Raw genomic sequence first — 15408 nt, forward strand, 5'->3', positions numbered from 1 at the left:
GCTAAGCATTATACACTCAAAAGATGAAAAATAGCAAGGTTGCGCGATCACTCAGCTAAAATCTTACCGAAAGGGTATCGGCTCACTCAAACAGAAATCTTACCGAAGGGATCGATGTGCGGATGTCCATGCAGAGTCGGCAAGAGTACCTGAGTACGATGCGCGTGCGTTACCTTAAGGCACGCAATAGGCAAGAGAAATCGCAGATTTTGGATGAGTTGGAGCGGACCCTGGGATACGCGCGGAAGTACGCGATTGCCACTATGAAACCCAAACCGGAGCACGATAAACCGCCCGCTAAGCGTACTCGCTCTCTTCGGTATAGGGATGTGATGCCCATCGTTCAAATCGTTTGGGAAGCACTCGACTATCCTTGTGCAGAGCGCTTGCATCCCGTGCTGATGCGTACTGCCGCACAGTTAGCCAATCACGGTGAGGTCAAGCTGACTCAAGAGGCAATCCGTGACTTGCAGCAAATGAGCCGTGCGACGCTGGCCCGTCGTATCGCCCAATGGAAGCGTCCCGGTCCCAAGCACATCCCTGCCGACAGACGCCCGTCCGCACATCTGCGCTCGGAAATTCCAGTGGAACGCTATGACTGGGACGAGGACAGACCTGGTGCGTTGGAAATCGACCTCGTCGAGCACAACGGCGGATCGTCCTTGGGACACTTCGCTTACACCCTCTCCGTCGTCGACGTCGTGACGGGATACAGTAGACGCGTTGCGGTACTTGGCAGGGGCCAGCTTGGTGTCATGGCAGCGCTGGAACGCATACTAACGGAATGGCCATATCCGGTGTGGGGAATCCACAGCGACAACGGCAGCGAGTTCATCAATGCTCACCTGGTTCGTTTCACGAAGGCGAATGGGCTGTCGCTCACCAGAAGCCGACCTTACAAGAAGAACGACAACGCTCACGTGGAGCAAAAGAATCGATTCTTGGTCCGCGAAATCGTAGGTTACGAGCGTTTCGACACTCCAGAGCATGTTCAATGGCTCAACACGGTTTATGCGTGGCTTGACGTATATGCCAATGCCTGTCTGCCCATGCGCAAGGTCATTGAGAAAAAACGTAACGGCAGTCACATGCAAAAGAAATACGACTCAGCAAAAACTCCTTTGCAACGGGCGTTCGATGCTAGTGCCATCCCAACGAACAGCCAAAAGTACTGGAGTGAGTGGGCACAGTCCCTCAATCCACTACAGCTACACCGACAACTGGTGACACTGCTGGCACAGGGACTAGGCGGGGCGAACCTTGCTCCTGCTCCGCTGCCCGCACCGGTTTCCAGGGGGATCGACAACGACAAACGAAACGGCACTCGGGACTCCTATTGAGGCCAAAACATTCGGTCTGTGGATTTGATGGACAACTCTTCAAGTTGCCCACAAGCTCCACAGACACAAAAAAAGGGGAAGCCGCTTCGCTCCTCCCCTCTGGCCTACGGCCATTCACCCCTCCCACTTCAACGGAATCGGGAATGGGTTAGATTTTTAAATGAGTTAGCCATCTCTCTTCGGTAAGATTTTTACGTGAGTTGACACGGGTTGCGCGTTCTTTCAACCAAGTTGCATGAGTGGGAAGTGTATCATGTATCTCAAAACGTGATCGAGATTATGATTTTTATATTTTAATTTTTAGATTTATTTTGCCTTGATTCATAAGATGTTTGCGGGATATTCAGTCCATATGAAGTTGTGTGATAAAAAACTCTATTTAATTTAATTTTAATACTTATATTGGTCAAATTTAGTTTTAGTGTAGTTATTATTTTGTGTAATGGATTTATTTACAAAAAAGCAATATACGTGCGTGATTGGGAGTGATAATTTTGAGTTGATCAAATGAATTCAGAAAAGAGGAATCATCTTGAAACATGATTGTCATCAAACTGAAAGTCCAAAGAATGAATCTTGGAAAACAGAATTAAGACAATCATTTCGAACCAAATTAAGCCCTGAAATTGCTAAACTTGCTAAACAATCCGAAGCTATCGCAAGACAGATGTTACCTAGTATTCATGAATTGGATTTTAGTGGACTGCGTGAACCTTTTGAAGCAGGTAAAAATAATCAAGGAATTTATGGAATGGAAAGAATTTATGAAGATAGGGTGGTTTTAACACCTTATTTTGAATGTGCCGCGTATTGTCGCTATTGTTTTAAGAAAACTCGCACATTAGGTGGAGAAGCGAAAAGAATGACAGAGGCGGATATTGATCAAGCCATTCGTTATATATCCACAGATACTCGCATAAATACGGTACTTATCACGGGTGGTGACCCGTTTTTGGATTTTGATATGCTTGAAGAACTATTGAATCGTATAGAAGTTATTCCTCATATTCGAAATATTAGAATAGGTACCAGAAATATTCTTTTCACTCCCGAAAGTATTACTGATAACAGAATTGAGAGAATTGCTCGTTTTCAACGATTTCATTTAATGAATCCCAAAATGTCGAGATGTGTATCTGTTGGATTTTCATTAAATCATCCAGATGAACTAACTCCATCTGTTATAGAAGCTTTAAGCATTTTTCACAGACACTCAGTCAGTATTAAAGGCCAGGTGGTGTTACTAAAGGGTGTCAACGCAGAAACCAGAATTATTCAAGAATTATCTAATCTCATGATTGCCAATCAGATTTCTCCATACTATGTATTCCATTGTATGCCAGTCATTGGAGCAAACCATTTTCGCACCTCAGTTCAAAAAGGGATTGATATTCTTCGTGATTTAGCGCGATTTTCGGGAACAACTGCTTTTCAATACGTATATGTAACACCTGTTGGCAAGCATCGTCTAAATATTGATTCAAAACTAAACTATGTTTTTCGAGAAAATCAACGTTTGATTCGTAACCATACAGTCTATAAAGCAGCTGATTTTTTACAATTTTCCGGACAAAATTCTCTTCCTGTTGATCACGAAGTAGACAGTCAAGGATATATCATTTCTCATTATTTAGATGGAGATGATATGGAGGATGCTTGGTCATGAATAAAGCTATCGTTTTTATTGAAGTCGGTTCAATACTTAATCTCTTAAGCCGGGCAGATGCTGCACATAGGATGGGTTACCATACTATATGCGTGGTAGAGGTATATGAATACGAAAAATTTTGTCGCGAATATCATGTTGATAAGCATTCATATTTTGATGTTATCATACCAATAAATAATTTTTCCTATGAGAATTTGCTAAATATACTCTACAAATTGCAAAAAAATTGGGAGATAATCGCTGTTCACAATGTGGCTTCCTTATGCCATTCACAAGGGTATATAGCAGCAACTGTAGCATTATTGGCAAATGATTTAGGATTGCCCAATAAAAATCATTCGTCTATTATAGAATGTTCTAATAAATATTTAATGCGTGAAAAATTATATCAAATAGGTTTACAGGACAAGGACTATGCGTTGGTTACAAGTTTATCGGATTGTCTCATAGCTGCGGACTTCATTGGCTATCCGTTGATTTTAAAACCAGTTAATGGCTCAGCATCACATCTCATATTAAAAGCAGATAATAAAAGTGAATTGGTAGAAAATTACCAATATATGTGTCGTCGGATTGAAGAAGGAGGAAATCCTGGCCAATATAATTTTGCTCATAATTTCCAGTTGCCACGTAATCGCTCAATTTTTATGGATCCTAGAAATATGTTTTTAGTGGAGAAATATTTGGAGGGTCCTGAAGTGAGTATCGAAATGATAGTCTTTCAAAATCAAGTGGTTCCACTTCTTATCCATGACAAAGTTATTTTAACAGAAGAGAGAAGCAAAGTATTAGAACATTTTTTAGTCACACCGCCTGATAGATTAAATCATGAGCAAATCGACGAGCTCTTAAATTATGCAGAGACGGCGATTGATAAAATTAAATTAAATCAATCATTTGTACATCTTGAAATGAGATATGATAAAAACAGTGGTCCTAGAATAATTGAAATAAATCCCCGTATAGGTGGGATGTTAGTACCTCAAAGTCTAAAAACTTATTATGGAATGGACGTTTCTGAATGGGAAATTCTTCTATGTACAGGTTCCTTAATCTCTATACCCGCCAAGATCGAACAGAAAAATAAATACGCTATGTTTACAATTTATCCAAATCAAGAAGGTGTACTGTTATCCATAGAAGGATTGGAGGAGTGCAGAACCAAGCAGGGGGTGGTGTACATTCATCAAGTTTACCCAAATGGAACACATGTTTATTGTCAAGATGAAGAAATGTTTCTTGTGGTAGGTTGGTTGCAAGGAAATTCAGTAGAGTTTTTAAAAGATTTATATCATGAGATCAATCAGAGGGTAAATATACGTATCGAAACAAATAGCTTGCATGAAATGATCTAGTAGACAAATTTAGGAGAAAGAAAAATTCAACATTCTCTTACTTGAGTGTTTTGCAGAATTATAAAGATTTATAAGACAAGGAATTTGAAGGCATGAAAAAGCACTTCACCCCAATCTTCGAGAAGATTTCAAGTGACGAAATCAGAAATTTCCGAGGAGGGAAGTCCCATATGTATCTTCTTCAACCATCGCCTGCTTCTGTTTTTGGGGGGCTTGGAACTCCAACCGTATGTTCGAAGTTAAGAAAGCCGTCAACCCAAATGCACGAGATCTATCCATCGTGAAGTGATTCTACTTGCACTTCTGGTGGCTTCGCTTGAAGGAATAACATCGGGATGGGACGTCGCGTTGCTCGATGGGCTATGACATGGATTATTGGGTGTGTGTTGGCATGAGCGAACCGCTGTAGAACGTTGTAACGCAAGGTTTCAGACGAATTTGACGGCGAATGATGTCCATGTCCGAGACATCCGCAAAGTAAAGACACACATGCTTATCAACGCGATCGCGATACTCGCATCAGCACTAGCCGTAAACCAGATGGAACAACACAAGAAGTCTGCGTAAGCTAAAACAAGTTCATCTGATGAGAACAACATCGATTACCGGTATATGGAATATGCTTGCTGCCCTGGTCTCGTTCTTTTTTTCGCCTCTACCTAAACGACCATTCAGCAAAACGATCATATTGTCCACTATTTCAGCCTAACACTATCGATCTTTGACGTAAGAATCGTGATATAGTAATCGCAATGCTAGGTCGTTAGAGACTGATTGTTAAGTCTACAGAAGATAGCAGGGACATCCGGCTTATCCTAGTAGAAAGGGGAAAACCATGCCGTACGAAAAGGCTGAGGCTTATATAAAAAAACACCAGAACAGGATGCTTCAGGACTTGTTTAATTTTTTATCAATACCTAGCCTTAGTAAGGATAGTAAAGAGCGGAATGGTTTGTATGAAGCAGCTGAATTTTTATCGACTTATTTAAACTCAATAGGGATACCGATGGTGCGGTGGATTACGTTTGAGGATGCTGCCCCGATTATCTACGCAGAAAGACATCAAGGTTCACACTTGCCAACGATACTGATCTATGGACATTACGATGTTCAGCCGCCGGGAAAACTGGAGGAGTGGTGCAGTCCGCCTTTTGCACCGGAGATTCGTGGCAACTGTTTGTACGCACGAGGAGCTAGCGATGACAAAGGGCAACTGCTGACACATCTTCAAGCTCTGGAAGCCGTCATACAAACGGGTAGGGAATTACCCTTTAATATCAAGTTTTTGTTCGAAGGCGAAGAGGAAATAGGAAGTCCTGGTCTTCTTGCTTTGCTATCCCGCGTTCGTGAAGCACGATTTGTGGAAATTATCGATGAGCAGGGACGAGAACATACGTTAGATTTGCAGGCGGACGTAGTCGCCATTTCGGATACTCCATTTTTGTTTGAAAACCAACCTGCTCTGTGCATTGGTACGCGCGGGCTATGCGGAATTGAAATAACTGTACATGGTCCTGCACAGGATTTGCATTCAGGTGGATACGGTGGACTGGTGGAAAATCCTCTACATGCCTTATCAGCGATGATTCACAGCTTGCACAATGTCGATGGAAGCATAGCGGTTAATGGTTTTTACAACGATATTGCATCAATCCCAAATGAGATCAGAAGTATCATACAACAAACGTCTCCGTCAGAAGAACTTTTGCTACAACAACTGGGAGTTCCAGCATTATACGGAGAAGCTGGGTATACTCCGCTGGAGAGAATATGGATACGACCTTCACTGGAGGTTAATCGCATGTATGGTGGAGATATTGGCTCCTCTCCCCGTACCATAATTCCAAGTGTCGCCCATGCTACAGTCACGGTACGTCTAGCGTTAGGACAAAATCCGGCTCACATTGCTGATATCATTCAAAAGCACTTAATGAGTAAAGCTCCTTCGACGGTTCGAGTAAACACAAAGCTACTCGATCAATGCTGGGCATGGATGGCAGATGTTTCCCATACGGCCTACGCACACGCCTTACAAGCCTTAGCATATGGATTCGGCAAAGAAGCAACATTCATTCAAATGGGTGGCTCTATTCCAGTTTTAGCTCATTTTTCTGAGCACCTTCAGGCGCAGGTGGTTTTGCTGGGTTTTGGCTTACCCTCAGATAATATTCACTCTGCAAACGAGAACTTTTCTCTATCCCAGAGAGAACAGGGGCTGCGGACGCTTGTTGCTTATTATCAAACGCCTTGGCCGCCTGTAGAGAAAGGATCATGCCTGTGACCAGCTCATCTTCGGAAGGAATCCGCCAATTGGGGTTACGCGAGGGAAGTATCAGTTTTTGGGGAGCTTTAGCGATTTCCTTTGGTAATATGGCTCCCGCCGCTAGTGTACTGTTTTTACCTCAAGCCATGGCGCAGTTTACAGGAAGTGCGGTTCCTCTCGCGTTTGTCTTTGCTATGGTGGCTTCATTTTTGACCGCCGCATCGATTTTGCACTTTGCCAGACGCTTTGCCTCGGCTGGCGCAGCGTATGCATTCAATAGCTTGGCTTTCGGCAAGGTGTTAGGTTTTCTATCGGGATGGATGCTTGCATTGGCCTATGGGCTTGCTTTGCCGTCCAATTTACTCGTATTTGGCTATTTTGCTCAGGGTTTTACCCAACAAGTCTTCGGGGAACAGATTAGTTGGCTGATATTCTCTCTATGTGGCATCGTGGCTGTTACGTATCTGGTGATACGTGGGATACGCACCTCGGCGAGAGTAGACCTGTTCCTCATTATTGTCGAAACCGCTATTGTTCTAGGACTGGCTATAGCCATCATTGTTCAAGGCGGAGCAAATGGGAACACATGGGCAGTTTTCTCTCCATATCAGTCGCCTTCATCTTGGACAGGCATTATCTTCGGAATGTTGTATGGAGTCGGGGCATTTGCAGGATTCGAGGCATCCGCGACTGTGGCTGAGGAAACGAAAAATCGTTTTAAAGCAATTCCTGCGGCGATATTTGCGGCTCTCATTTTAGGCGGATTGCTATATATCGTTGTTTCCTATGCGATCGCGATAGGATATGGGGTCCACGGTGGAGGTCGGTTAGCGCATGCGACACTCCCCCTCAGTTCGTTAGCAATTCATTTTGTAGGGCAATGGATGGCACTCGTAGTTGACTTCGCAGGTATGATCTCTGCCCTTGGCATCTCGCTGGCGAGTGCAAACGCCAGTGCGCGTGTGTTATTTACCATGGGCCGTGACGGTGTGATACCCCGGTGGTTTTCTCATTTGCATCAGCGTTTCGGAACGCCGCACCATGCCGCCCTTATGTTAACCGGTGTATCTACCCTTTTACTGTTTGTCGTAAGCTTCGCTAAAAGTCCTTATCCGGCTGGATTCAGCTATTTGGTGGAAGCGTCCGACATTCTCGGACTTTCGCTGTATGTCCTGATTAATATTGCCTGGATTCGATTATGGAAAAAAGACCAGCATCATTTTCACATGGGTTGGTTGGTAGGGACTCTCCCATCTGCACTGGGGGCCATTGTTATGTTTATTCCACTTGTATCCACCATCTATCCCATTCCGGCTTGGCCACTCAATCTTGTACTTTATTTGACAGCGCTCTTTGTCTTGACTGGAGTCATCGTAGCCCTTTGGTTGAAGAAGAACAGGCCAGAAACGTTGACCCAAGCGGGGCAAGCTTCCGTATCCAGTGAATATTTATAAGACTAGCATTGGACAGTCGTATTTCTAAAGGCCATCGTTCAGGTAAGAGATGAATTTTGTAGTTTAGAGGCGATGTCCCCCAAAGTAATTTTGGCATCGGCTCTTAGGAATTGATCGAGGGATTATGGAGTTATACGGTATACCAATCACTGGTTTTTTAGCATGGATATTAAGAATTCTGTTCTTGTACTTTATGCCTTTGAAACGAAATGCTGTGCGTGTTGTTCTAGAGTTTTTTAGCACATTCATAACAGGTAGATTTCTCGTACCAGTATGGTCGAGTCGATTTCCAGAAAATCATACCATCTCAACGGTTTTGGACACCATATCATCCTAAAAAAGGATAAAGAATGAGGTTTCAACAGCCTGGGAGGGTGGAATACCTTCCTTTTGGTAGACTTCTGTGTAGAGTTGCTACATCAGTAATTCAAGGTTCACAGCCTGCATACGGTCAGAGTCGGTCGGAGAGGAATGGGAGTTCCCTGGCACGAGCAAAAGCAGCGTCAGCCACCGGTTCATGTCTGCCACGAAAAAGAAGTTGAAGTTTCTGCTGCCAACGGCGCTACGCTAAATGGGATGCTCTCGGTGCAAAACGCATGCCTGCAGACAAGAGACCATCGTCACGCCTTCGCTTGGAGATTCCGATGGAAGAGCTATCGCTAGAACGTGGCTAAATCTGACGCACTTTAAAACGGGGGTGGTAAAGCACAATGGAGGCTTTTCATCATGCGATTGATGAAGCGCAGAAATTGAAATCGACATTTCCTGAAAAGGGGTACTGAGACATACCCATCCACAATAAGCTTGAACTTGAAAAGTTGTTTTGAGCACTGGTTATTTTGCGATCCGTTTTTAAACCATGGACTACCTAGCCTGTTTTCTATTCAAGCTAGGTAGTCCATGGTCGTTATGCTGACCGAGAGAATCTTCTATGTTTGCGCAATTTTCGCTGTTTACAGATTCTTTATCAAACGTTCACCTTGCCTTCATGGTTTCTTCACGGCGGTTTAACGAAATGGCAGTATTGTGTGCGTGAATTAGGAGCATGTCTTTGGCTTCCATATTCAGAGATTTAGTTTTGTGAAGATTGGGAGGGGATTATTCGGATGGATGGCACGGGACTCTTTGAAAGGTTGGATCGGGCCAAGTTCAACAAGTTTCATCTCAAGTCCATTTTCACGACAGGTATGGGTGTGTTCACGGACGGTTATGACTTATCCTCTATCGGAATTGTGCTACCCTTGGTACTATTATCTTTTAACGTCAAAAGTCTGACTGGACTTGAAAGCTCTCTGCTGGCGGGTAGCGCTCTTATCGGTGCTGCATTAGGTGCGATTGTCTTTGGACTGCTCGCGAACAAGGGTCGAAAGACATTTTATGGACTTGACGTGTTAGTGCTTGCCTTAGCATCCTTGGCACAAGCGTTTGTCAGCAACGTACCCGAATTGATTGCCGTGCGGTTCATTTTAGGGATAGGGATTGGTGCGGATTATGTACTATCTCCTTTAATTATGGGTGAAAATGCGAATTCTCGAGATCGTGGAAAAAGTATCGCCATTGGATTTGGACTGACGTGGGGAATTGGCGCTACATTTGCCGCCATTCTATACATGGTTTTACAGGTGTTTCATGTGCCGAATGCGCTCATTTGGCGCATTGTTTTAGGCTTTGGCGCGGTGCCTGCAGCTTCGGTCATTTACTTACGCCGAAAATTGCCAGAGACTCCTCGGTTCTTGGCGAGGATGAAAGGGGATTTTGCGGGGCTACAAGAGGTAATCTTGCAAGTTACTGGCGTAGTGGCGAACAATGTTGTCAGTCGAGACAAGTTAGAAGATCGACAAGCAGCAAGATTCTATTGGGCTAAAAACCGTAAAAATATCTTTGCAGCGTGCGTGCTATGGTTTCTCTTCGACATTGTCGCGTATTCTGGAATTCTCTTTGGTCCTTCGCTTATCGCGAAGGGGATTGGCCTGACCGCCGGGAGTTTTCAACTGGTTATGGAGCTTGCATTTACCGTTCCAGGGGCCATTGTTGCCATTTTACTGATTGACCGTTGGGGGCGGAAACCACTCCAAGTTTTTGGGTTTATCGGTATGGCTGCCGCTTTAGGCTTGTTTAGTATGTTGAAGGGTGAGGCAACTGCCGTACCTTTAATCGGTTTGTTGCTGTATGGCGGACAAAACTTGATGTCTCAAGCTGGACCGGGTTCTGTCTCCGCTTCCGGTATGCTCGGGGTTGAGTTGGCGCCAACAAAGATTCGAAGCGTTGTTCAAGCAATTACGGTTGCTTCTGGTCGACTAGGGGCATCCTTAACAGCCTTTGTCTTCCCTGCTCTATTTCGAATCTGGGGTGAAGCAGTGGCAATTGGATTTTTAGCAACCTTGGCTGTTATTGCTGCAATCCTCACATTGATACTGCTGCCCGAAACCAAGCGGCGGACGCTCGAAGAAACTTCGAGAGAGGTGGATGACAATACAACATCGTTAACAGTTTCCATATCGACGGGCACCTAATTTGTGCACTGAGAAACTAATTCTGTTGATAGCAGACTGTGCCGTCTTTTCTCCCTGAGAGAAAATAGTTGTCTAACGGACGGCGCCGTGCTTTGAGGCGAAAAAAAGGACTGATTAGACCGATGTGAATTAGAAGAGGTGAAGCCAAATGAGCCGTACAATACGCCTTGCTGTCATGGGAGATGCGCATTATTGCAATGAAATTCCGAATGAGCATGCTTTCATACGCGATGCCTACTATCGACAGCTGTTTCGCGAATTTTTCACGCTGGATGCGGATGTACACATTCTTCTCGGAGATATCACCCATTGGGGCCACCCACTAGAATGGGATTTTGTCCTGAGAACGACCTCTGAATTATCCAAACAATACGACCGCCAATTCCGTTTCATTCTGGGGAACCATGACACACTTCGCCAATCGAAAGAGGACGTTTTAAGGCAGACGGACAGCCCTCGCTATGCAGTGGATGAATTCCCGAATCTGCGCATTGTATATCTGGATACAACAAAAGAATCATCCTACGATAACTGGGGCGGCTTGGTAGACGAAGAACAACTCGATTGGTTAGATGAGATGAGCCGCTCCAAAAATCAATACACCATCGTCTGCGGGCATCATCCCATTGTACAGACTACGGCGGGATCTGACCACGAGATGATGTCCATTGACAACAGTCGAGAAGTGCTTCAAAAATTAGCCAAACTGTCCCCAGAGGGGCTTTATCTGAATGGACACAATCATATCCACAGTGCTGTAAATGGAACGGACACCTTGCCCGGATGGACATTTGTGCAACATTCCGCAGTTTTGTCTGCTCCCGTATTTCGACGATACTCAGTATCTGACGAGGCGGTTCATGTAAGCAGTTATCATGCGGATCACGACTTATTGCGGCAGAGTGAGTTGTTTCGAGGATTGATACTTGGCTATGGCCACACGGACAAAGCGTATGGGACTTCGGAGATGATTTTAACAACTTTACCAAGAGCCAAGGATTAAACACGAAGCAAAGTTGATGATGTGACGGATAAGTGAACTGGCATTGACGAGTTTGCCAGTAGTTTGACTATCCAGTCTACCATGCTGCTAGGAAATAGCTCACGTTCCATTGAAATTTGTAAATCTACCAATGGGACAAAAATACCGATTAAAATCCAGACAAATTATGCATGTATTTTCACAATCGAACGAAACCGTATTGTATTTCAATTACGGTGGACAATGGCTTATTTTTGCTTCTCAAATGAACAAGAAACAAATAATAGAATTCGCAAACAGTATCAAGATATATCGTTACTTTGAACTGAAAATTGAAGCAAAAATTTTAGACTGTCGAAAAAGACCACTCATAGCGCTCATTTTTCGACAGCCTTGGCGAAGGTTCATCACCTTCGCTTTTTCATATTCGCTGTTGGACAGTTCGGTATTAAGTCAATATAGCAGAAACTCCAGATTGTAAATATCTTCTTTCGTATTCAACTGGCGTTAGATAGACGATGGATGAGTGTACCCGCTCCAGGTCTCGTAAAATCTTCGCTTCCGTCTTAAGGTTCCCGCTCCTGACGAACGGGGTAGAAGGATCCTTCTTGTATTTCGACATCCATCCATACAACTTCTTTTGCGATATGTCCAGATCCCGAGTTACCTGGCTCGCCGGCTTCCTACTCTCGAAAGCCAATTGAACTGCATGACGTTTGAATTCCTTGTCGTACTTCTGTGTCATGTGGCTAACCTCGAACCTCCTTATTCTTACATTCTTGATTCGTTGTGTCCACACTTTCAACCTAGCACCATTATCTCTTCAAAAAGTCCTGATGCTAGAGGCGTAATCATTCAATGGGATTTCAATCAATGTGGCCCATACTGTGTTGGTGGAAGCGGGGTGGTAGATAAGACGTCTCGTTTCGCGTCAATCAATCGCAGTCGTCTAGGACGCATCATTTGAATGGAGGATACGTAAAAGATGAGGATTAGAATGTCTAAGAAAACTCTTATAGGTTCTGCCGCTGTAGTGGCTACGATGGGTCTGGGAACTTCGATGGTGTTGGCTGCTACGAATGCTGGACATACCGCATCTTCCTCGGCAAAAGTGTCCATGGTGGCGGGTAGCATGCAGTCCTCCACGGGCACTCAGAGCCAGGCATCTCTTTCTTTTGCACCGCATTGGCGCATGGGCCCCATAGGGACGGGGATGCAGGGGATAGCTAAGGATTTAAATCTCAGTCCATCTACTCTGCAGACGGATTTGAAGTCTGGGAAAACGTTGGCGCAAATCGCGGAGAGTCAAGGTGTCACTTCTGCCCAACTGATTTCTGAATTGGAGAGTGCTGCGAAAGCGAAATTGGATGACCAGGTCTCGAGTGGAAAGATGACCAGTGCCAGAGAAAGTGACATCTTGTCCCGAATGGACAAGAGGATTAGCAACTTCGTGAATAGCAAAATGCCCACTTGGGGCGATCCGGCGCATGGACGAGGCATGGGCCCCATAGGGACGGGGATGCAGGGGATAGCTAAGGATTTAAATCTCAGTCCATCTACTCTGCAGACGGATTTGAAGTCTGGGAAAACGTTGGCGCAAATCGCGGAGAGTCAAGGTGTCACTTCTGCCCAACTGATTTCTGAATTGGAGAGTGCTGCGAAAGCGAAATTGGATGGCCAGGTCTCGAGTGGAAAGATGACCAGTGCCAGAGAAAGTGACATCTTGTCCCGGATGGACAAGAGGATTAGCAACTTCGTGAATGGCAAAATGCCCACTTGGGGCGATCCGGCGCATGAACGAGGCATGGGCCCCATAGGGACGGGGATGCTGGGTATAGCTAAAGATTTAAATCTCAGTCCATCTACTTTGCAGACGGACTTGAAGTCTGGGAAAACGTTGGCGCAAATCGCGGAGAGTCAAGGTGTCACTTCTGCCCAACTGATTTCTGAATTGGAGAGTGCTGCGAAAGCGAAATTGGATGGCCAGGTCTCGAGTGGAAAGATGACCAGTGCCAGAGAAAGTGACATCTTGTCCCGGATGGACAAGAGGATTAGCAACCTCGTGAATGGCAAAATGCCCACTTGGGGCTCACATGCCACACATGCTTGGGGCGCTCGGTCCTAAAGCTGGACCGGATCGGCCCAGTCATACATGAAACAATAGTGCATGGCGCGAGACCATCGCGACTCTTTGACCGTCATCGTCTGTCGATGCGATTTAATGGATAGAAGAATGGAACAAGGCTCCAGCCGTTGTGGGCTGGGGCATTGTTACGAAGCGCGTAAAAGGGGAGCCATTCAGGAATGTTTTGTATATCGAACGCCCTTAGCCTGCTTGGCAGGGATTTTGATTGGAGCGATTGGACAAAAAATAGACGATGGACACCAATATAAACGCAAACTTCGATAGCAATGGCGATGTCCCGAGAACATGTGTGAGCAACAAGTGTAAATTTCCCTTTATCATGATATACCCCCCAATCTGGATTTCTTCTTCCTTTTTTATCATTCTTTCCAGAATTACGAGTTTATTGAATCATCTAGAATGATACTGCTCCATTAACCTGGCTTACGGCCAACTGGAAGTGTCGCTGCCGCTTCTGGTTCACCATGATTGGCGCTGGATTGCCTATGGACTCCCTCGTCGCTGGTTGCATATTGCAGCTTATGAAGCCGTCTGCGTAGATTGGCGTTAGAGGCGAAGGAATTCTGTTCATGGCGATGGTCATTATGGCGGTTCTACCATTTTGCACGATACGGTAGACTGAACGTTGGGTAGGTCGGTGGCCCATCCCATGTCTCAGCTTCACACGTTTACAAAGGGAGTGTCTGCTCATGTAAGGACGAGGAGGGACAACCGGTTTGGTGTACAGACGCTCGGGGTAGGTATAGGACCGACGGTGTATGGATTGGGCAGGCGTACGAGCGTACGCCTCTTCCAGAGGTGACGGCCATGAGTGGTTATCACATCCGAGAAGGAAGTTCAAGGAAGAGAGGGGACGGACAATGAGCAAGTGGATCTGCGTGACCTGCGGAACACAATATCCAGAACGTGATACTCCGCCCGAACACTGTTCCATCTGCGAGGATGAGCGGCAGTATATTGGACTCGGAGGGCAAAGATGGACGACATTGGAAGAGATGAAGGCAACCGGATACCGGAATGCTTTTTACGAGCACGAACCGCACTTGTGGGGTCTTGAAACGGTCTCCGAGTTCGCGATTGGCCAGCATGCCAAACTGATCCGTACACCGCACGGGAACATCTTGTGGGACTGCATCTCATACATCGATGACGTGACGGTTGATCTCATTCGGGGTATTGGCGGCATTCAAGCCATCGCCATTTCACACCCCCACTTCTACTCTTCCATGGTGGAGTGGGCAGAGCGATTCGATGCACGGATCTATCTCCATACTCGTGACAGACGGTGGGTGATGCATCCGAGCGACCGAATCGAATTTTGGGATGGTACGCAAGTTGAGTTGAACCCGGAGGTAACATTGGTTCACGTGGGTGGACATTTTGCCGGATCGACGGTGCTGCTCTGGAAGTCTGGTGCGAATGGCAAAGGCGTTCTCTTAACAGGCGACACGGTTTCTGTGTCGGCAGATCGCCGCTGGGTGTCGTTTATGTATAGCTTCCCGAATCGGATCCCGTTGTCTGCGGTGATCATGAAGGGTGTCCGGAGCAGGCTGGAACCACTGTCGTTTGACAGGCTGTATGGGACGCAGGCTGATTCGGTGGTTGAATATGACGCCAAGGGTGTCGTGATACGGTCAGTAGAGCGGTATCTTGATGCGTTGAGAAGAACAGAGGAGCGCTGAAACA

Annotated in this window: 11 protein-coding genes; 10 read left to right on the plus strand and 1 reads right to left on the minus strand. The window is 45.5% G+C overall.

Annotated features, from left to right (window positions below):
• Positions 1-158: 158 nt before the first annotated feature.
• The 7 genes from FY534_RS05480 to FY534_RS05510 all read left to right on the plus strand — a co-directional run bounded on the left by FY534_RS05480 (position 159) and on the right by FY534_RS05510 (position 11597).
• A complete protein-coding gene (locus FY534_RS05480) occupies positions 159-1340 on the plus strand; it encodes a transposase (protein ID WP_238413679.1) in 1182 nt (393 codons plus the stop codon).
• A 532-nt stretch (positions 1341-1872) separates the two neighbouring features.
• Entirely contained in the window at positions 1873-3006 is a 1134-nt protein-coding gene (locus FY534_RS05485) for a KamA family radical SAM protein (protein ID WP_072875182.1), read from the plus strand.
• Entirely contained in the window at positions 3003-4364 is a 1362-nt protein-coding gene (locus FY534_RS05490) for an ATP-grasp domain-containing protein (protein ID WP_072875183.1), read from the plus strand. The genes FY534_RS05485 and FY534_RS05490 overlap by 4 nt, the downstream gene beginning before the upstream one ends.
• A gap of 835 nt (positions 4365-5199) precedes the next feature.
• Positions 5200-6645 carry a dipeptidase gene (locus FY534_RS05495; protein ID WP_072875184.1) on the plus strand — a complete coding sequence of 482 codons (1446 nt, stop codon included), beginning with the start codon at positions 5200-5202 and terminating at the stop codon, positions 6643-6645.
• A complete protein-coding gene (locus FY534_RS05500; protein WP_072875185.1) occupies positions 6636-8081 on the plus strand; it encodes an APC family permease in 1446 nt (481 codons plus the stop codon). Before FY534_RS05495 ends, FY534_RS05500 begins: the two co-directional genes overlap by 10 nt.
• Positions 8082-9187: 1106 nt before the next feature.
• The gene (locus tag FY534_RS05505; protein WP_203115378.1) at positions 9188-10594 is read left to right on the plus strand and encodes an MFS transporter; all 1407 of its coding nucleotides are present in this window, start codon (positions 9188-9190) and stop codon (positions 10592-10594) included.
• A 148-nt stretch (positions 10595-10742) separates the two neighbouring features.
• The gene (locus FY534_RS05510; RefSeq protein WP_072875187.1) at positions 10743-11597 is read left to right on the plus strand and encodes a metallophosphoesterase family protein; all 855 of its coding nucleotides are present in this window, start codon (positions 10743-10745) and stop codon (positions 11595-11597) included.
• Between the two features lie 427 nt (positions 11598-12024).
• Here the strand turns inward: FY534_RS05510 and FY534_RS14990 are convergent, their stop codons facing one another.
• On the minus strand, positions 12025-12321 hold the full coding sequence (locus FY534_RS14990; RefSeq protein ID WP_370541547.1) for a transposase: 297 nt from the start codon (positions 12319-12321) through the stop codon (positions 12025-12027).
• A gap of 252 nt (positions 12322-12573) precedes the next feature.
• On the opposite strand from FY534_RS14990, the gene FY534_RS05520 reads away from it, so the two are divergent.
• The 3 genes from FY534_RS05520 (at position 12574) to FY534_RS05530 (ending at position 15404) form a co-directional block, all read left to right on the plus strand.
• Positions 12574-13701 (plus strand): hypothetical protein, encoded by a 1128-nt coding sequence (locus FY534_RS05520; protein WP_203115380.1) that lies wholly within the window; start codon positions 12574-12576, stop codon positions 13699-13701.
• 42 nt (positions 13702-13743) lie between these two features.
• Positions 13744-13986, plus strand: coding sequence for a hypothetical protein (locus tag FY534_RS05525; RefSeq protein ID WP_203115381.1), 243 nt, complete (start codon positions 13744-13746; stop codon positions 13984-13986).
• 596 nt (positions 13987-14582) lie between these two features.
• Entirely contained in the window at positions 14583-15404 is an 822-nt protein-coding gene (locus FY534_RS05530; protein ID WP_203115382.1) for an MBL fold metallo-hydrolase, read from the plus strand.
• Positions 15405-15408: the final 4 nt, after the last annotated feature.

The organism is Alicyclobacillus sp. TC (assembly GCF_016804365.1).
Taxonomy (GTDB): Bacteria; Bacillota; Bacilli; order Alicyclobacillales; family Alicyclobacillaceae; genus Alicyclobacillus_I; species Alicyclobacillus_I tolerans.

Bases quoted from the DNA above. Each gene is read 5' to 3' on its own strand.
- FY534_RS05480 (WP_238413679.1), top strand. From the start codon at position 159: ATGCGCGTGCGTTACCTTAAGGCACGCAATAGGCAAGAGAAATCGCAG.
- FY534_RS05490 (WP_072875183.1), top strand. From the start codon at position 3,003: ATGAATAAAGCTATCGTTTTTATTGAAGTCGGTTCAATACTTAATCTC.
- FY534_RS05495 (WP_072875184.1), top strand. From the start codon at position 5,200: ATGCCGTACGAAAAGGCTGAGGCTTATATAAAAAAACACCAGAACAGG.
- FY534_RS05500 (WP_072875185.1), top strand. From the start codon at position 6,636: ATGCCTGTGACCAGCTCATCTTCGGAAGGAATCCGCCAATTGGGGTTA.
- FY534_RS05505 (WP_203115378.1), top strand. From the start codon at position 9,188: ATGGATGGCACGGGACTCTTTGAAAGGTTGGATCGGGCCAAGTTCAAC.
- FY534_RS05510 (WP_072875187.1), top strand. From the start codon at position 10,743: ATGAGCCGTACAATACGCCTTGCTGTCATGGGAGATGCGCATTATTGC.
- FY534_RS14990 (WP_370541547.1), bottom strand. From the start codon at position 12,321: ATGACACAGAAGTACGACAAGGAATTCAAACGTCATGCAGTTCAATTG.
- FY534_RS05520 (WP_203115380.1), top strand. From the start codon at position 12,574: ATGTCTAAGAAAACTCTTATAGGTTCTGCCGCTGTAGTGGCTACGATG.
- FY534_RS05525 (WP_203115381.1), top strand. From the start codon at position 13,744: ATGGCGCGAGACCATCGCGACTCTTTGACCGTCATCGTCTGTCGATGC.
- FY534_RS05530 (WP_203115382.1), top strand. From the start codon at position 14,583: ATGAGCAAGTGGATCTGCGTGACCTGCGGAACACAATATCCAGAACGT.